General features: G+C 73.0%; 14 protein-coding genes. 7 read left to right on the top strand and 7 right to left on the bottom strand.

Annotated features, from left to right (window positions below; all coding sequences use genetic code 11):
* Positions 1–160 precede the first annotated feature (160 nt).
* The gene (locus FGE12_RS04475; protein ID WP_153865011.1) at positions 161–1804 is read left to right on the top strand and encodes a PAS domain-containing sensor histidine kinase; all 1644 of its coding nucleotides are present in this window, start codon (positions 161–163) and stop codon (positions 1802–1804) included.
* On the opposite strand, the gene FGE12_RS04470 is transcribed toward FGE12_RS04475, so the two are convergent.
* Positions 1801–3084: a Gfo/Idh/MocA family protein gene (locus FGE12_RS04470; RefSeq protein ID WP_194797580.1), complete on the bottom strand. Its 1284-nt coding sequence runs from the start codon at positions 3082–3084 to the stop codon at positions 1801–1803. The genes FGE12_RS04475 and FGE12_RS04470 overlap by 4 nt on opposite strands.
* Positions 3085–3365: 281 nt before the next feature.
* Here FGE12_RS04470 and FGE12_RS04465 point away from each other — a divergent pair, with 281 nt between their 5' ends.
* The 3 genes from FGE12_RS04465 to FGE12_RS04455 all read left to right on the top strand — a co-directional run bounded on the left by FGE12_RS04465 (position 3366) and on the right by FGE12_RS04455 (position 8697).
* Positions 3366–3983 (top strand): hypothetical protein, encoded by a 618-nt coding sequence (locus FGE12_RS04465; protein WP_194797579.1) that lies wholly within the window; start codon positions 3366–3368, stop codon positions 3981–3983.
* A 120-nt stretch (positions 3984–4103) separates the two neighbouring features.
* Positions 4104–5000: a metallophosphoesterase gene (locus FGE12_RS04460; protein WP_153865010.1), complete on the top strand. Its 897-nt coding sequence runs from the start codon at positions 4104–4106 to the stop codon at positions 4998–5000.
* Between the two features lie 346 nt (positions 5001–5346).
* The gene (locus FGE12_RS04455; RefSeq protein WP_153865009.1) at positions 5347–8697 is read left to right on the top strand and encodes an ELWxxDGT repeat protein; all 3351 of its coding nucleotides are present in this window, start codon (positions 5347–5349) and stop codon (positions 8695–8697) included.
* 299 nt (positions 8698–8996) lie between these two features.
* Here the strand turns inward: FGE12_RS04455 and FGE12_RS04450 are convergent, their stop codons facing one another.
* Positions 8997–9497 carry a hypothetical protein gene (locus tag FGE12_RS04450; RefSeq protein ID WP_153865008.1) on the bottom strand — a complete coding sequence of 167 codons (501 nt, stop codon included), beginning with the start codon at positions 9495–9497 and terminating at the stop codon, positions 8997–8999.
* Between the two features lie 638 nt (positions 9498–10135).
* On the opposite strand from FGE12_RS04450, the gene FGE12_RS04445 reads away from it, so the two are divergent.
* The gene (locus FGE12_RS04445; protein WP_153865007.1) at positions 10136–11602 is read left to right on the top strand and encodes an IS4 family transposase; all 1467 of its coding nucleotides are present in this window, start codon (positions 10136–10138) and stop codon (positions 11600–11602) included.
* Positions 11603–11642: 40 nt separating this feature from the next.
* On the opposite strand, the gene FGE12_RS04440 is transcribed toward FGE12_RS04445, so the two are convergent.
* Positions 11643–12041: a DUF1761 domain-containing protein gene (locus FGE12_RS04440; protein ID WP_153865006.1), complete on the bottom strand. Its 399-nt coding sequence runs from the start codon at positions 12039–12041 to the stop codon at positions 11643–11645.
* A gap of 155 nt (positions 12042–12196) precedes the next feature.
* Between FGE12_RS04440 and FGE12_RS04435 the strand changes: the two genes are divergently transcribed.
* Positions 12197–12523 carry a 4a-hydroxytetrahydrobiopterin dehydratase gene (locus tag FGE12_RS04435; RefSeq protein WP_153865005.1) on the top strand — a complete coding sequence of 109 codons (327 nt, stop codon included), beginning with the start codon at positions 12197–12199 and terminating at the stop codon, positions 12521–12523.
* On the top strand, positions 12523–13749 hold the full coding sequence (locus FGE12_RS04430; protein ID WP_228530575.1) for a hypothetical protein: 1227 nt from the start codon (positions 12523–12525) through the stop codon (positions 13747–13749). The genes FGE12_RS04435 and FGE12_RS04430 overlap by 1 nt, the downstream gene beginning before the upstream one ends.
* Positions 13750–13756: 7 nt before the next feature.
* Here FGE12_RS04430 and FGE12_RS04425 read toward each other — a convergent pair whose 3' ends face one another.
* The 4 genes from FGE12_RS04425 to FGE12_RS04410 are packed head-to-tail and all read right to left on the bottom strand — an operon-like array spanning position 13757 to position 17007.
* Entirely contained in the window at positions 13757–14521 is a 765-nt protein-coding gene (locus FGE12_RS04425) for a CPBP family intramembrane glutamic endopeptidase (protein ID WP_153865004.1), read from the bottom strand.
* Positions 14522–14542: 21 nt separating this feature from the next.
* Positions 14543–15313: a hypothetical protein gene (locus FGE12_RS04420; RefSeq protein ID WP_153865003.1), complete on the bottom strand. Its 771-nt coding sequence runs from the start codon at positions 15311–15313 to the stop codon at positions 14543–14545.
* A 33-nt stretch (positions 15314–15346) separates the two neighbouring features.
* Complete coding sequence (locus FGE12_RS04415) at positions 15347–16480, bottom strand: trypsin-like serine protease (protein ID WP_370458881.1); 1134 nt, start codon at positions 16478–16480, stop codon at positions 15347–15349.
* Entirely contained in the window at positions 16477–17007 is a 531-nt protein-coding gene (locus FGE12_RS04410; RefSeq protein WP_153865002.1) for a hypothetical protein, read from the bottom strand. The genes FGE12_RS04415 and FGE12_RS04410 overlap by 4 nt, the downstream gene beginning before the upstream one ends.
* Positions 17008–17031: the final 24 nt, after the last annotated feature.

Here is a 17031-nt window from a genome sequence, read left to right as displayed (position 1 = left end):
GCCTCGAGCGCCAAGATGGGACACCCCTCGGTCCACCGCTCGACAGCCAGGACCCAGGGCGGGCGGCGGGGCGCGGCGGGAAGGACGTGGAGTCCCTGCTCACCGTAGAGTGCGCCGCGCCGGGCGGGCCCCCTGTGCCGGCTCCGAGGGCCGAGACGACGTGAGAGCAGAGCGAAACACGGACCCCTTCTGGTTCGTGCCGGAGGGCAGCGAGACGGGAGCGCTGATGCGGGCCGTGGACTGGGCGCGCACGGCGCTCGGACCGCCAGAGCGCTGGCCGCTCAGCCTCACCACGACGCTGGGCATCCTCTTCAACACCCGGCACCCGATGTTCCTCTTCTGGGGCCCGGAGCTGGTGCAGTTCTACAACGACGCGTTCCGCCCCAGCTTCGGCGAGGGCAAGCATCCCCGGGCGATGGGCCAGCGCGGCCCCGAGTGCTGGCCGGAGATCTGGGACCTCATCGGCCCGCAGATCCGCGACGTGATGGAGCGCGCTCAGCCCTGCTGGAACGAGAACCAGCTCGTCCCCTTCTTCCGCAACGGGCGCATCGAGGACATCTACTGGACCTACAGCTACTCGCCGGTGTTCGGCGAGGACGGCCGGGTGGCGGGCACCCTCGTGGTGTGCACCGAGACGACCGGGACGGTGTTGGCCCACCAGCGGCTCGCGCAGGCGCAGCGTGAGACCGAGCTCGCGCGCGAGGAGCTGCAGGGGGTGTTCATGCAGGCCCCCATCCCCATGTGCATCCTCACCGGGCCCGAGCACGTGTTCACCCTGGCCAACGCGCCCTACGTGCAGCTGGTGGGCCGCGAGGTGGTGGGCAAGTCGCTCGGCGAGGCCTTCACCGAGCAGGAGGCCGGCTTCTACCGGCCGCTGCTGGACCGCGTCTTCCAGACGGGCACGCCGGTGGTCGTGCGCGAGGCGCCGCTGCTGCTGCCCGGCCCGGACGGCGTGGTGCACGAGCGCCTCATCGACGTGGGCTACCACCCGTACCGCGACGGCAGCGGCAAGCCGCTGGGCGTGCTCGGGGTCATCCAGGACGTGACGGCGCCGACGCGCGCGCGCAGGGAGATGGAGGCGCTGACCGGAGAGCTGCGGTCGGCGGTGCACGCGCGCGACGAGTTCCTCTCCATCGCGAGCCACGAGCTGCGCACGCCGCTCACGGGGCTGAAGCTGCAGGTGCAGACCGCGCGGCGCACGCTGGCGCGCCAGGGCGGGGCGCCGCTGCCGCCCGAGCGCGTGGAGCGGCTCGTCGAGGCAGTGGAGCACGGCCTGGGGCGCATGGCGCGCCTGGTGGAGGACATGCTGGACATCTCGCGCATCCAGAGCGGCCGGCTGCAGCTGCAGCGCGAGCCGGTGGACCTCGTCCACGTCGTGCGCGACACCTTCGAGCGCTTCAGCGTCCAGCTCGCGGAGGTGGGCAGCGCGGCGACGCTGCAGCTGCCGCAGAGCCTGGTGCTCTGGGCGGACCGGATGCGCCTCGAGCAGGTCCTCACCAACCTGCTCACGAACGCGGTGCGCTACGCGCCGGGGGTGGCCATCACGGTGGACCTGGAGGAGACGGAGCAGGGCGCCCTGCTGCGCTTCCACGACGCAGGGCCCGGCATCGCACTCGAGAACCAGGAGCGGGTCTTCGAGCGCTTCGAGCGGCTCATCCCCGCGAGCCACGTGAGCGGACTGGGGCTCGGGCTCTACATCGTGCGGGAGATCGTCCGCGCCCACGGCGGCAGCGTGGGCCTGCAGAGCGAGCCCGGCGACGGCACCCGCTTCCTCGTGCAGCTGCCGCGCGGCGAGCGGCCCTAGGCCTCCTGCGCGGGCGGTGGCCCGCGGAACGCATCCTTCTTCGCCACGGGCGGCAGCTTCACCGGCTTGCCCTCGCGCGCGGACTGGTAGAGCGCCTCCATGAGGCGCTGGTCCTGCAGGCCCTCCTCGCCCGGCGTGTGCGGGTCCTTGCCCTGCTGGATGCAGGTGGAGAAGTGGTCGAGCTCGCGCGCGAACTGGCTCTTCTCCGCGTACTTGCGCTCGGTCTCCTCCTCCACCTTCGGGTCGTCCTTGCTCTTGCGCGCGATGCGCAGGCGCAGCCCGCGGTAGGCGAAGGCCGGGTCCATGTCCGCCCACGCCTCCGAGCCCATCAGCCGCAGGCGGCGCGACTCGTGGATGGAGTAGCCCGTGGTGCACGCGGCGATGAGGCCCGAGGGAAAGCGCAGCGTGAAGGCGAACTGCTCCTCCACCTCCTTGAAGCGCGCATCGCCCGGGGTGCTGTACTGCGTACCCATCACCTCGATGGGCTCCTCGCCGCTCAGGTAGCGCGAGGCATTGAGGCAGTAGAGCCCCACGTCCGGCAGCGCGCCTCCACCCGCGAGCGCGCGCTTGAGCCGCCAGTGCTGCGGGTTGCTCTCGTGCTGGCCGTTGTCCGCGGTGAAGAGCTTGAGCGCGCCGAGCGCTCCCGAGCGCGCCATGCCGATGAGCGCGCGGTGGTGCGGCTCGTACTGCATGCGGTACGCGACCATCAGCTTGCGCTGCGCCTTGCGGCAGGCCTCGATCATCTGCTCGCACTCGGCCACCGTGTTGGCCATCGGCTTCTCGCACAGCACGTGCTTTCCGGCCTGCGCGGCGCGCACCGTGAACTCCGCGTGCATGCTGTTGGGCAGCACCACGTAGACCACCTGCACCTCGGGGTTGTCGCGGATGCGGTCGAAGGTCTTGTAGTCGTAGAGGCTCTTCTCGCTGATGCCGTACTGGCGCGCCACGGTGCGCGCCTTGGCGAGGTCTCCGGAGACCAGCGCCACCGGGCGGCTCGCGGTGCACTGCGCGAAGGCGGGCAGCAGCTCCTCGAGCGTGAGGTGCCCGAGCCCCACCAGCGCGTAGCCCACGCGCTGCGACGGCGGCTGCAGCTTCGGAGGGCCTCCGGTCTCGCGCTCGCTCTTGGCGGAGTGCTCCTCGAGCTTGATTTCACCGCCCTTCTCCGCCCCCTCGGCCGCCGCTGCGAGCGCGTCGGTGACCGCGCCTCCCGCCGCGACGAAGCTGCCGGCAGTGCCCAGCACCTGACGCCGCGTCCAGCCTGCACTCCAGATCTGCTCCACGGGTGATGCTCCTCGCGCGAGGCCGCAGGCGCGTGGAGCGCTCCGGCCGATGGAGCACGGAGGGTGACGGGAGCACGGCGTGTCCTGCACGTGCGCGTTCCGGTGCCTGTGACGCGCAGGACAGGGCGAGCCGCACGGCGTCCACCAGAGGTCATCCGAGGAGCGGTCTGGAGCACTGACCTGCGCGCACGCTGCACCCCCTCGCGTGACGGCAGCGTGACGAGGTGCGAGGCGTGACGAAGTCACGGCACAGTCACCGTGGGGGCGGCACAACGGCGCACATGAACACGACGACTTCCAACGCCTCCCTGCCCTGGCCCCTGCGCGGCGCCACCCAGTTCGCCCTCGGGCGGCTGATGGTCTACGGCACCGTGGGGCTCGCCTCCGAGCTCTTCTTCTACAACCTGTGCAAGCTCGCGCGCGGCACGCCCGTGCTGCGCTGGGCCTTCCAGTTCGACTGGCGGGTGGACCCCCGCCTCAACCTGGACGCGGTGTGGAGCGCCCCGGCCGAGACGCTGTACGGCCAGGCCAGCCTCTGGATGTTCCTGGTGTACGGCGGCTGCTCGCTGCTGCTGGTGGAGCCGCTGTACCGCCGGCTCGCGCGCTGGCCGCTGATCCTGCGCGCCTTCGCCTACGCCCTGGCCATCCTCGCCGGCGAGTGGGCCACGGGCTGGGGGCTGCGGGCCGTGACCAGCTACGACATCTGGTACTACGCGGACGCCGGGGCGCTCGGGAAGATGACCTCCTGGTACCTCGTCCCGGCCTGGTGCGTGACCGGCCTCATCGCCGAGGGGCTCTACCGCGGGATGCTCGGGCTGGTGGCCCTGGTGCCCCAGGCGGCGTTCCTCCTCGAGCGGCTGCGCGCGCGCACCGCCTCGCGGGGCCCTGTGCACGCCTGAGATCCGAGGGTCCGGCCGGACCCGGCACTTCCGCAGCAAAGAACCAATGAGCACTCTGTCGCGCCCTCTCAGGCGCCGGCAGTCGCAGTCAGTCAGATCATCTTCGGGGGGAACATCCAGATGTTGACGGGGGGAGTGGTGGCGCACGTGTCGGACCTGCACCTGGGGTCCAGCGCGGCGGGCGTGGAAGCAGCGCGGCAGCTGGTCTCGAGCCTGCGCGCCGAGCGCGTGGAGCACGTGGTGGTGACGGGGGACGTGACGCACCGCGGCCGCCCCGAGGAGCTCGCGCTCTTCGAGCAGCTCTTCGCGCCGCTGCTCGCCGAGGGCCGCGTGACGGTGGTCCCGGGAAACCACGATCTCGTGGGCCCGGGCGTGGGCGGCCGCTTCATGGGCGGGCGCCGGGTGGACGTGGTGCAGCGCAAGGGCCTGCACCTGGTGCGCGTGGACACCACGGGCCCGCACAACCACAGCTACTGGGAGAGCCAGGGCCTGCTCACCCGCGAGCAGCTGGACGAGGTGGAGCGCGCGGTGGACGCGGCGAGCCCCGGCGACGCGGTGTTCGTCCTCATGCACCACCACCCGCTGCCCCTGCCCGAGGAGAGCCTGCAGGAGCGCATCGCCGCGCGCCTGGGCTGGAGCAACGCGGGGGAGCTGGAGCTGGGCGGCGCGCTGGTGAGCCGCCTGCTGGGGAAGGTGGACCGCGTGCTGCACGGCCACCGCCACCGGCCGCAGAGCCAGACGCTGGACCTCTCGCGCCGCGCGCTGCACGTGAGCAACGCGGGCGCGAGCCTGGAGCTCGGCCGCGTGCCGCTCGTCTCCTACGGCCTGCGCGCGGGGCTCGCGAGCCCCGAGCCGCGCTGGCTCACCTTCACAGACGCGCCTGTTGCCTCGCCCTCCAGCGCCCGCGAGCTGCGCACCGCCGTGGGTGAGACGCTGCGCGCCTGGTGGGACGAGACGTGGGGCGAGACCGTTCCCGCGGCTCCCGCTCGGATCGTCGCGATGGCGCGCGCCGGCTGACCCACTGCGCGGGCCCCGCAGGTAGCTCCTCCTGCGTGCACCCCGTGGGGGATGGCGATTCCGCGGCCGGCCCCTTCCTCGCAGGCAGCTGAGCGAGCGCATTTCCCGCGGCGCGCGCCCACAAGCCGGGGGACTGCACGGCTGCGAAGTCGCAGGCGTCGAGGCCGCTCGGAGTGTCTTCGGGGCGGGCCCTCTCTTCGAAGCGCGCGTCCACCGTTGAGCAGTCCCGAGGCGACGGGAGTGCGCGGAGGCTGGGCAGCCGCACCCCCGGACCCTACCTCCGAGCGCAGGCAAGGGGCCTGCACCCTTCACGCACTCGTCTCAGCTGCACGCAGCGAGGTCTCGCATGCACCGGTCTTTCTCCATGGCCGCGGCCTGGACCTGCAGCGGCCTGCTCTGGGCGCTCGCGGGATGCACGCCGCAGGAGCCCGTCGTCCGTCATGCGGCCGCGCTCACCGTCTCCGCCGCCCCCTTTCAGGTCCTGGACATCCACACGGAGAAGTTCGTGCACCGCACCCTGGGGATGGCGCCCGGCTCCGAACCCGCCTCGCTCACGCGCTCAGGCGGCGTCACCTACTTCACGGCGGACGACGGCTCGGCGGGCCGCGAGCTGTGGCGCACGGACGACACCGACGCCGGCACCTGGATGGTGCGCGACCTCTTTCCGGGGCCGCGTGGCTCAGAGCCCGAGCAGCTCACGGACGTGCGCGGCACGCTGTACTTCGTCGCCCACGACGGCACCTTCGCCTCGCAGCTCTGGCGCACGGACGGCACGGCAGAGGGAACGGTGATGCTCACCCGGAGCCTGAGCCCGGCCGCCCTCAACCCGCGCACCACCGGGCTCACGGAGATGGGCGGGGTGCTCTACTTCGCCGCGGCCCCGAGCGGGCCCTACGGCTACGAGGACGACATCGAGCTGTGGCGCAGCGATGGGACGCCCGAGGGCACCCGCCGCGTCTTCGACATCCAGCCGGACTCGCGCGGCTCGCGGCCCGAGGGGCTGACTGCCATCGGCGGCGTGCTCTACTTCTCGGCGGATGACGGGCTGCATGGCCGCGAGCTGTGGCGCAGCGACGGGACGGCCGCCGGCACCTGGCTGGTGAAGGACCTACGGCCCGGCACCGTGCTGGACGGCAGCGACCCGAGGCTGTTCACCGCACTGGGCGGCCGGGTGTACTTCGTCGCGTGGGGCACGGAGGGCGGGGAGCTCTGGCGCACCGACGGCACGGCCGAGGGCACCGTGCGGGTGGCGCCCACCGGTGGCTACCCGCTGCAGGTGCTCGGGGACCGGCTCTACTACGCGTCCTCCAGCGCAGAGGGCCGGAGCGAGCTGTGGGTGAGCGATGGGACGGGGTCGGGCACCCGGCGCCTGGTGGACCTCGTCCCCGGGTTCTCGGGCTTCGCGCCAAAGTCCTTCACCGTGCTGGGCTCCATGCTCTGCTTCACCGCGGACGACCAGGTCGATGGCGAGTGGCGGCGGGCGCTGTACTGCACGGACGGCACAGCGGCCGGCACCCGGCGCGTACGGGTCCAGGCGCCCGCGCTGCAGTACCCGGACTCGCCGCGGATGGTGGCGCTGGGGCCACACCTCTACTTCGTCGCGTACGATGCAGCGCTGCAACAGGAGCTGTGGCGCACGGATGGCACGGCCGCTGGCACGGAGCGGCTGCTGCCCTCCGCGACGTGGCCGGATGCCTCGCCCGTGGGCGAGCTCCACGTCCACGACACGCAGGTGCTCTTCGCGGCCCTCACCCCGGACAGTGGGCGTGAGCTGTGGCGCACGGACGGCACGGTGGCCGGCACCCGGCCCGTGCGCGACCTCGCGCCCGACCTCAACGACTCGAGCCCCACGGACTTCACGGAGTTTCGCGGCACGCTCTTCTTCACAGCGAAGGATGCCGAGGGAGGCCGCGAGCTGTGGCGCAGCAACGGCCGCGCGGACGGCACGGTGCGCGTGGTCGACCTCGTGCGCGGCCCCGAGAGCTCGCGTCCGCACGGCTTCCAGGTGCTCGGCAACTGGCTCTACTTCGTCGCGAGCGCCGCCTCGGGACCCGATGCGCTGTGGCGCACGGATGGCACCTCCTTCGGAACGGAGCGCGTTGCCGTGCTCCATCAGTACAGCCGCGTAGACCTTCCGCCGGAGACCCCGCCCACGGTGACGCACGTGCACGAGGGGCGGCTGTACCTGGGGGACTCCGACGGCATGAAGGTGTTCGACCCGGCGACCGGGAAGCTCACCCTCGTCTCGGACGGAGGCGGCGAGCTCGTCACGCTGGGCTCGCGGCTGCTCTACCAGCGCAACTCCGAGACGAACACCCTCGAGCTCTGGGCGAGCGAGGAGCCGCTCGCCCCGCCCGAGCCGCTCGTACGCCCCTGCGCAGCGTCCTGCCTGGACTCCACCCGCGAGCTCACACGCGTGGGGCAGACCGTCTTCTTCGTCGCCGGGCACCTCGCCTCCCTGGGCGGCCGCGAGCTCTTCGCCACCGACGGAACGTCGGCCGGTACCCGTCTGCTGACGCCCCCCGGGATGCAGGGCGACAATATCAGCGGTCTGTACTCGCTGCGCGCGCTGGGAGACCGGCTCCTCTACAACTGCAACGGCGAGCTGTGCGCAAGCGACGGTACGCAGGAGGGAACGCACCGGGTCGGCACACCCCGCCTCGACCCCCAGCTGCTGGGCGCGCTCGGAGAGCGGATGCTGCTCAGCGCGGAGGACGCCGCCGGTCGGGAGCTGTGGACGAGCGACGGGACGGCCGCGGGCACGCGGCGCCTCGTGGACCTCGCGCCGGGCTCGCCGCCGGGCGTCGACTGGCGACCGTACTCGCTGCTGCTCCCCGAGGAAGGTCTCCTCGCCTTTGCCGCAGCGGACGCGCAGCACGGACGTGAGCTGTGGCTGACGGACGGCACGCCCGCGGGCACCCGGCTCGTCGGGGACGTGGCACCGGGCTTCGCCTCCTCGGACCCGCGCGCGATGGGCCGCGCCGGACGCTTCCTCTTCTTCGCCGCCGACGACCGCCGCAGCGGACAGGAACTCTGGGCGTTGCCGCTGCGCGCTGCCGTCCCCGACACGCAGCCTCCCGCGCTGCGCTGCCCGGTGGAGCTGGTGCTGGAGGGGAAGGGAATCACCGGCCTGCGCGTGCCCAACGCGCCCGCCACCGCCGTGGATGACCACGACCCGCTGCCGCTCATCCGCTACAGCCCCGATCTGGAGCAGGCGCTGCCGCTCGGCACCACGCGGGTGCAGGCGCGCGCCCTGGATGCGAGCGGCAACGCGAGCACCTGCGAGTTCGCCGTCACCGTGCGCGACACCTCCCTGCCCGCCGCGCCAGCGCTCGAGCTCACCTGCGTGGACGCGGTGGAGCGCGAGGCGAGCTCGCCCGAGGGGGCTTGGGTAGACCTCTCCGGAGCCGCCGCGACCGGTGCAGCGGCGCCCATTACCTACGCTCCGCCCTCGGGCACCTTCCCGGTAGGCACGACGCGCGTGCGGGCGAGCGCGACGGATGCACAGGGGCGCACAGCTCAGTGTGAGTTCAAGGTGGTCATCACCGAAGGGACCGCCGCCGGCACGCCGCCTACGGGCGGCTGCACGGCCGTGCCGGGCGGGCTCGCTCTGCCCGGCCTGCTCCTGGCGCTCGCGACGCTCCTGCGCGCGGCCCGTCCTCGTCGCACCGACCGCTCGCACGACGCCGTGTCCTGAGGCGCCGCCCGCGGCGGCGGACGTGCGCAGCCGTCTCCTTCGCCGCCTGGCGGTCGACCTCCCGCTCGCGGAGCTGGAGCGAAAGCTGGACCCTGCCCACTGGCTGCGCATCCACCGCGCCATGCGGGTGAACCTTGACTGGGTGAGCGAGCTGCTCGACGGCTGCGCGGACGCGCGTGCGGCTCAATGGCCGCACGGAGCTCTCCGTCGCGCGAGGCCGGTCGGGTCTCGACGTGCGCGAACTTCGCGCTCGCCATGCACACCTGGCTTGCCGGGCAGTCCGAAGTGCCTTTGCACTGCTAGAGGCCTCGCAACAGACGCAGGTAGTACAGGGGCATGGTGCTGCGCTCGAATCCGATGTGCAGCACGAGCACTGCGGCAGTGACTCCAACTACCACGCAGGCGGCGCACAGGGCAGCAGGCCGAGGGAGCCGCCGCACAACGATCAACGACGCGACGAGGCTGGCCAGCAGGAGCACGGGCCACCAGAAAAACGCGGACTGCAGAAAGGTGGAGACGGAGTACGGAAGCGCCTCGCGAAACCTGTCATCGGTGAGCAGCCGCGCGAGCACGGGGAGCCCGGCTCCGTAGCGCAGGACCTCGACGAACACGACGGATGTCCACAGCGGCGAGGTCTCGCCCGTTCGAAGCGCGCGAGCCAGCGCGAGAATGCAGAGGGCGAGGACGACCGTGACGCCCGCCGCAGTCCCTACGGCTTCCCCGCCATGCATCGGCTGATAGACGAGGAAGTAGTCGGGCACGTACCGACGGAGCATGTCCGAGAGGAGCCCCTCGAGCATGATCGCTGCGCCTCCACCCAAGATGGAGACACCAAGCCAGTAGGCGAGAGGCCGTGGAGCGATTGCGGCTGGACCTTGGGCAGCGTGCACCGGCTGAGTCTAGCAGCCGGCCTGGTAGGGCGAGCCAGCCAGGTCGCAGGTGAGCCACTCGCGTCCACGTCCTACCGCCCAATCGAGTGCCCCGATCCGTGTCCCTCACACAAACGCTGACAGTGGGGTTCTGGCATTTCGTAGGCGTAGGTAAGGCCGCCGATGCGCGTTCCATCGTTGCAGAGGCCAATGTCGTGGCTGCTACGTCGGGCGCGAGGCGAAGGCTCAGGTCCTAACCGCGAAGAAGTTCCGCAGCCGATCTCTCCAGCGACTCGTCTACGTCACGCTGAAGCTCCGCCTCGTCGAGCGGCCGCAGCAGCTTCATGCTGCCGCGAACGGTCGGCTTGCGCGCGCCTGGTCGCGAGCGGCTCCGCTCAGGAACCGCGCTCGGACGTTTCGGCGTGGTGGGGCGACGAGACTTCGTGGCCATACCGTATGGGTAATTCGCACGGAGGCCGTTTCCAACCTCCGCGCCCGCTCGGCAGGCCTGGCGCCGCACTTCCCTCACCCCGGCCCTCTCCCAGCGCTGACCATTGGTGGCATCTGGGATGAACCGGGTGCCGCTCGCCTGTCGTGCAGGGATGCGACGGGCGACTCAGAGGACGCAGGCGGCAGGCAGTCTGGCGTGGGCGAGGCAGGAGTTTGGCAGCGCGGTGCTTGGGGACAAGCGGCGCACGGAGCGCGGGGTGCAGCTGGGGGCGGCGGCCGCGACGCGGCCCCACGGCAAGCTGACGGTAGCGCTGCGCGATGCGGCCGCGCGCCAGGCGGGCTACGACTTCGTGGAGTCGCCGGACGTTTCGCCGGGCGCGCTGCGGGAGGCGGCGGCGAGGGCAGCGTGGAAGCGCGCAGGCGCGGCGCCGCTGGTGTACGTGCCCCTGGACCAGAGCACCCTGACGTTGCCTGAGGCGAGTTGGAAGAAGGGCTTTGGCTGGGTGGACAACGGGCGGGCGCGGGTGCTGGGGGCCGAGACACTCAATGCGCCGCTGCTGAGTGGGCGCGGGGTGCCCCTGGGGCTGGTGGGCCACGTGCTGTGGTGCCGCCGCGCACCGCCCCGCCCGCGCGGCACGCGCACGGACGGCCTGGCCCTCGAGGACAAGGAAACGCGGTACTGGCTGCAGGTGGCGCAAAGCGTGGTGGAGAGCTGGCAGGCCTCGGGCTTTGCCGGCACGCCCTGGCTGCAGCTGGACGCGGGCGCGGACGCGCGCGAGGTGCTGGAGTGGATGGCGTGGAGTGCCGAGGGCGCGCGCGTCACCGTGCGCTGCGCCCAGCGCACGCGCCTGTGCGAGGGACCCGAGGGCGAGCCGGGCCACCTCGAGGACGTGCTGCTGCGCCAAGCCCCGCGCCGCCCCTACCGCCTGCGCGTGCTGCCCTCCGAGAAGCGCCACGGGCGCCGCGCGCGCATGGTGGTGCGCTTCTGCTCCGTGCTGCTGCACCTCACCTGCCCGCGCACAGGCCGCACGCTGCCGGTGCAGGCGTGGGCGGTGCACGCGCGGGAGGAGGGCACCTGCCCGCAGGGTGAGGAGCCGCTCGACTGGCTTCTGCTCACCAACACGCCCGTCCGGCGCTGGAAGGACGCCCTCGCCGTCGTGCGCGGCTACGCCCTGCGCTGGCGCGTCGAGGAGGTGCACCGCGCCTGGAAGCGCACCGGGTGCCAGGTGGAGGCGAGCGCCCTGCACCTGCGGGCTTTCGAGTGCTGGGCCCTCATGCTGCTATGCGTGGCCGTGCGCATCGAGCGACTCAAACGCCTCGCACGCGAGGCCCCCGACACGCCAGCTGACACCGAATTCAGCCCCTACGAATTGCGCGCCCTCTTTCTGCTCACGCGCAACGCGAAAGCGTACGCCCAGCGCTCCGTGCCCACCCTGGGCGAGGCGGTGCGCTGGCTCGCCGAACTGGGCGGCTACACCGGCAAGTCCTCTGGCGGCCCACCCGGCTCCGTCGTGCTGCGCCGCGGCCTCGAGCAACTCGGCCCTACCGCCGAAGCCCTCCGCTTCCAGGAGCAAATCAAGGGCTGAGATGCCACCAATGCTCAGCTCCCAGCGGGAGAGGGAGCACTCAGTGCCAGAGCCCCAGCACCAGCCCGAAGAGCAGGAACTGGGCGGTGTGGTAGCCGCCGTCGATGAGCCACAGCAGGGGGCTGCGGTTGGCGAACTGGTAGTTCACGCCGAAGCTCGCGGCGACGAAGCAGAAGCCAGCGATGAGCCCCTGGCGCAGCGCCGCGCCGAGCGGGGGCTGGGGCCCGAGCCAGAACGCAAAGGCGACGGCGGCGAGCAGCGCGAAGAGGAAGCTCACGCCGAACACCCGGGCCGGGTGCTTCTGCTCGGTCTGGTGCGGCAGCGGCCCGGCCGCGCGCGACCAGGGCCCGAGGAACATCAGCTTCGAGTACCAGAGGCCGCCGAGGAAGAAGGAGCTGACGGCGGCGAGCAGCACGGCCCACAGGTTGATTCCGTTCATGGGCCCGCACCGTACCAGCGGCCCCCCACAGGTCGAATCCGCGGACCGTAGGGGCTGCAACTGTGCGGGCGGGTTGCACTTTCCGTACGCTCAGTGCTGAGCCCTGCACCCCGAGGGGCGCCCCCTGCCGGGGGAAGAGCGGTACAAGGGCCCCCATGGCCTACGACCGCACCCTGCTCACCCCCCAGGAGCTGCAGAGCTTCCTCGCTGCCCACCCCCAGTGGCGCCACGAGGGCGAGATGCTGCGGCGCACCTACGAGGCCCCTTCCTTCCTCGCGGGCATCGAGTTCGTGCGCCGGCTCGCCCAGGTCGCCGAGGCCCACGACCACCACCCGGACATCGACATCCGCTGGCGCAAGGTGAGCCTCGCGCTCAGCACGCACGACGCCGGCGGAATCACCTTCCGCGACCCGAAGCTCGCCGCCGAGGCCGACCGCCTCTTCGCCGAGGTGGGCAGCAGCGAGGGGCCGAAGGGCGCCTGATGAACCTGCAGCGCGCCGTCCCCCTCCTCCTCCTGCTCTGGGCCCCGCTCGCGAGCGCCCAGACGCAGACCGACCAGACCCGCGCCGAGCGCCTCTACGTGAGCTCCAGCACGCTGCTGGGCAGCAGCCGCGTGGTGGGCCTCGGCGGCGCCTACGTGGGCATCGCCGAGGGCGCGGAGGGCTTCAACAGCAACGTGGCCTCGGTGGCGCACCGCGCGGCGAAGCTCGACCGCGACTGGGACTGGGGCTTCACGCTCTCCTGGCTCGCGGTCCCCTTCACCAACCCCGAGCACAAGGACCTCGACAACGACGGCCAGCCGGACGACGCGCTCGAGCAGCGCCAGCTGCTGGGCGGCGTGCAGCTGCAGTACCGCGGCTACGGCCTGGGCTTCACGGTGCGCAACAGCCACGCGGCCTTCTGCGCGGTGCAGGGCTGCGGCTCGGAGGGGCGCATCGACACGTCCCTCACCACCAGCCTGCTCGCGGGCGGCTTCGCGCTGGGCCAGGACGACTTCCTCATGGCCTTCGGCATCTACGCGGCCGAGGCGCGCTTCGGCTACCTCGGGGAGACGTGGCGCTACGGCGGCACGGGGCTCGCGTTCGACTTCCTCTTCCGCCCGCACGGGCGCTCCTACCGCGTGGGCGCGGCGGTGCGCCCCGAGGTGGTGGGCAAGTGGCGCCCGCGCAGCGGCCAGGTGCCCTTCATCGCCGGGCAGCAGCTGTTCTCCGCGGTGGTCACTCCGGGCCTCTACTCCTTCGGCGCGAGCTGGCGGCTGGGCGAGGGCAAGGAGCGCTACAACCGCCTCTCCCCCGCGGCGCGCCGGCAGCTCGCGGCGGAAGGCGAGGAGACGCCCGAGGACGCGGACCCCACCCAGCCGCCGGGCCGCTGGATGCTCAGCGCGCAGCTGGACGTCATCGACGGGGTGGACCAGGCGCTGGGCCTGAGCGCCTTCACGCAGACGGGCGCGCAGGACTCCGTGGGCTCGAGCCTGCTCCTGCAGCCGCGCTTCGGCGTGGAGCACGAGACGCTGGTGAACCGGCTGCGGCTGCGCCTGGGCACCTTCGTGGAGCCCTCGCCCTTCAAGGACAGCAGCCCGCGCCCGCACCTCACCGGCGGCTTCGAGGTCTTCGTGCTGCGCTACTGGGAGGACTGGAGCGTCACCGCCTCCTTCGACGTGGCGCGCCGCTTCACCAACCTCGGCCTCTCCGTGGGCTTCTGGCAGTAGGCCCCGCTCAGGGGGAGGGCGTGACGGCCTGCGTCCGCAGCACGCGGGCCGGCAGCAGCAGCACCAGCGCGAGCAGCGCGAGGCCCGTGCCCGCGCTCAGGAGCGTGCGCGCGGGCGGCCGCAGCACCTGCACGTCGAGCACCAGGTCGAAGAGGTTGCTCGCGAGGTTCCAGCCCCAGTGCAGCCCGACGGCGCCCCACAGCGAGCCCGTGCGCACCGTGGCCGCCGCGAACGCGAGCCCCGCGCACGCGAGCATCAGCCACTCGCGCGGGCCGAGCCCCAGCCGGTAGATGTGGTTGAGCACGAACACCCCCGCGGAGAAGGCCACGAAGGCGGCGCCCCTGCCCGCCACCGGCCAGGCGCGGTACCAGAAGCCGCGCGTGAGGATGTCCTCGGCCACCGAGGGGAACACCGTGGTGAGCAGTGCCCCGAGCACGCCGAGCGCGAGTGCGCTCGCGGTGGGCGGCTGCGGGAGCGGCGCGAGCGTGAGCACCCCGAGCGAGGCGCCCACCCAGAGCGTGAGGCCCCGCAGCAGGACGGAGGCCCCGAGCAGCAGGAGGAGCACGCGCAGGGCGCCCGGCCGCCACTCCAGGGCATACGCCGCGAGTCCCGGCCGGTAGCCCAGCAGCGCGCGCCCCGCAAGCCAGGCGACGGGGAGGAAGAGCAGCATCACGCCCGCCCAGACGGGGAAGGGCTGGCCGAGCAGCGCGAGCGCTTCGGGGGCCTGGTACCAGAGGAACAGCAGGACGAGGGCGAGCACGCGGGAGCGCATGGCAGGCCCTCACCCTAAGCCTCAGGAGCCGCCGAGCTCCAGCACCACCGAGGTGGTGAAGCCCACGTGCGTCTCGCCGCCGCTCACCTCGAGCGGCACCGCGGCGCCCAGCTCCAGGCTCTGCGTGGGGTGGAAGCGCAGGCCCGCGGCGAAGATGCCGGTGGCGGACTCATCGTTCTCGTACACGGCCTCGAGCACCGGCTGCACGCGGCCCAGGTCCAGCGCGAGCCCGAGCGCGGCTTCGGGCGTGAGGTCCACGTTGCTGTTGCGCGAGATGATGTCCATCGAGAGCTCCACGTTGGCGATGAACATCCCGCGCTGCGCAATGGCGCTGAGGCTCGGCGCGGCGCCCGGGTCGAAGCTGTTGTCCAGCGAGTCGCGGCTGCCCACGAAGGCGAGACCCGCAGTGACGGCCACGCCGGAGGCGCGGCTGTCCACCAGCGCCATCATCACCCCGGCCGACGCCCGCTCCACCGCGCGCAGGTTGCCGGTATTGGGCTGAGGGAAGGAGAAGTCCACCTCCCCGTCGAACTCGAAGCGCTCGCTGGCGCCGAACTCGAGGCTCAGCGGCAGCTCGAAGGAGTCGTCCCCGGTGCGCTTCCACCACAGCCCGCCCAGCTGCAGCTGCAGTTGCTGCGGCTCCTGGATGTAGGCCGTGTCGGAGAAGTGGAAGCTCTGGATGTGCTGCTCCATCCGCTCCTCCTTCGACCCCTGCGCGAGCGCGGGCGTGAAGGGCAGCAGCAGCAGCACGGCCAGGAGTGCGGCTCCGGGGACGAAGGACGCAGGGCGCATATGCGCCGAAGCTAGACACCGCGTGCGGGCCCTTCAGCCGGGCGGCGCCCGCCTGCCTGCTCTGGCGCGTCGGCGGGCCAACAGGGAGAGCAGGCAGCTCAGGGAGAGTCCCGAGGCGCCTCCCGCTCCCACCGCGCAGCCCCCGTCCTCCGCCGCGGGCGCGCAGGCGCTGAAGCAGCGGCAGGCGTCCTCGCCCTCGGACTCGAGCCGGGCGCAGGTGCCGCCCACGCCACAGGCCGCATCCTCCGAGCAGGCGCCCGCGTAGAGGCCCTCGCGCAGGTTGAGCAGCATGCAGCGCCCCACCCCCTGCGCGTCCGCCACGCACGCCAGCCCGGCGGGGCAGCGCGCATCCGAGTCACAGGCCTCGCGGCACAGCGCCTCGGGCGCGAAGGGCGCGGCGGGGGCGGCCTGGGCGGGGCCCTGGGCAAGGAAGGGGCGCACGAAGTCCTCCAGCACCGCGTCCACGCGCACCTGCACGGCCTCGCTGCGGCACGCGACGTCGCCGCTGGAGGTGACGCCCAGAAGCACCTCGCGCCCGCGCGGGCTGCCCAGCACCGGGCCGCCGCTGTCGCCCGTGCAGCTCATGGAGGGCGCGGGCCCCGCGAGGAAGTCCGCGTCCGTCACCGACGCCACCTGCAGCGCGCCCTGGCGCCGCACGCCCGCGGGCTCCTCGGCGCTGTGCGTGTCGCCGAAGCCGAGCGCCCGCACGGCGAGCCCCGCGGAGGGCACCTCGTCCGCCTCCGGCAGGGCGAGCGGCGCTTCAGAGGCGGGGAGCGCGAGCCGCAGCAGGGCCACGTCGCGCGCGTGGGTGGCGCGCACGTAGCCCGGGTGCACGCGCACCTCCTTCACGCGCAGGAAGCGCCCCTGCGGCGTGGGGAGCAGCTGCGCCCCCACGAACACCTCGTACTGGCCGTCCTCGCCCAGCACCTCGAGGCAGTGCGCCGCGGTGAGCACCACGTCCGGGGCGACGAGCGCGCCGGAGCAGAGCAGCACCGGCGCCTCGCCCGTGCAGTGCGTGCGCCGCGCCACCAGCGCCACCACCGCGCCGTCCGCGGGCGCGCCCGTGCCCGAGACCACCGCCTGGCGGCGCTCGCCCACGGGCGCCCCCACCTCGGGAGCGCAGGCGGCGAGCAGCAGCAGCAGCAGCAGCGCTGCCGCACGCCTCACTGCGCGCCCGTCTCCTGCGCCTGGGCCTGCAGCTTCGCTATCTCCTCCTGCAGGTGCCCGAGCCGGCGCTGCGCGCGCGCCACCGCCACCTCCAGGCGCTTCGCGTCCTCGGGCTTGCCCGCGGCGACGGCCGCCTGGCGCTCGGCCTCGAGCCGCGCCACCTGCCGGTCCATCAGCTCGCGCACGTGCGCCGTCTTCTCCAGCTTCCACGCGGGCGTCTGCGGCAGCTCGGGCTCGATGGGATCGTTCTGCGCCGCCGTGTCCGTGGGCAGCGCGGCCTCCTCCGCGCTCTGCTCGCGGGCCGGGGGCTGGGAGGTGAGGGGCTCGGGGGTCGCGGCGGGGGGCGCGGCCTGCAGCGCCGCGGAGGCCGCCGCCTCCCCGCCGGCGCGCGCGGCCTCGGAGGCGGCCTGCGCCGCGGGGTCCACGGGGGCCGCGGGCGCGGGCCGCAGGCCCCACTCGAGCCCGAGCCCGAGCAGGAGCAAGAGGCCAGCGCCGAGGAGCAGGCGGGTGCGCAAGGTCGACGTCATGGATGAGTCTCCGGGGTGCCTGGG

Origin of the sequence: Aggregicoccus sp. 17bor-14 (assembly GCF_009659535.1) — a bacterium.
In the GTDB taxonomy this organism is placed as follows: domain Bacteria; phylum Myxococcota; class Myxococcia; order Myxococcales; family Myxococcaceae; genus Aggregicoccus.
This window is presented reverse-complemented; position numbering and strand designations above follow the sequence as displayed.

What these genes read in the sequence shown, in the direction of transcription:
- FGE12_RS04465 (WP_194797579.1), top strand. Translation starts at nt 3,366, where the DNA reads ATGAACACGACGACTTCCAACGCCTCCCTGCCCTGGCCCCTGCGCGGC.
- FGE12_RS04460 (WP_153865010.1), top strand. Translation starts at nt 4,104, where the DNA reads ATGTTGACGGGGGGAGTGGTGGCGCACGTGTCGGACCTGCACCTGGGG.
- FGE12_RS04455 (WP_153865009.1), top strand. Translation starts at nt 5,347, where the DNA reads ATGCACCGGTCTTTCTCCATGGCCGCGGCCTGGACCTGCAGCGGCCTG.
- FGE12_RS04450 (WP_153865008.1), bottom strand. Translation starts at nt 9,497, where the DNA reads ATGCTCGAGGGGCTCCTCTCGGACATGCTCCGTCGGTACGTGCCCGAC.
- FGE12_RS04445 (WP_153865007.1), top strand. Translation starts at nt 10,136, where the DNA reads ATGAACCGGGTGCCGCTCGCCTGTCGTGCAGGGATGCGACGGGCGACT.
- FGE12_RS04440 (WP_153865006.1), bottom strand. Translation starts at nt 12,041, where the DNA reads ATGAACGGAATCAACCTGTGGGCCGTGCTGCTCGCCGCCGTCAGCTCC.
- FGE12_RS04435 (WP_153865005.1), top strand. Translation starts at nt 12,197, where the DNA reads ATGGCCTACGACCGCACCCTGCTCACCCCCCAGGAGCTGCAGAGCTTC.
- FGE12_RS04430 (WP_228530575.1), top strand. Translation starts at nt 12,523, where the DNA reads ATGAACCTGCAGCGCGCCGTCCCCCTCCTCCTCCTGCTCTGGGCCCCG.
- FGE12_RS04425 (WP_153865004.1), bottom strand. Translation starts at nt 14,521, where the DNA reads ATGCGCTCCCGCGTGCTCGCCCTCGTCCTGCTGTTCCTCTGGTACCAG.
- FGE12_RS04420 (WP_153865003.1), bottom strand. Translation starts at nt 15,313, where the DNA reads ATGCGCCCTGCGTCCTTCGTCCCCGGAGCCGCACTCCTGGCCGTGCTG.
- FGE12_RS04410 (WP_153865002.1), bottom strand. Translation starts at nt 17,007, where the DNA reads ATGACGTCGACCTTGCGCACCCGCCTGCTCCTCGGCGCTGGCCTCTTG.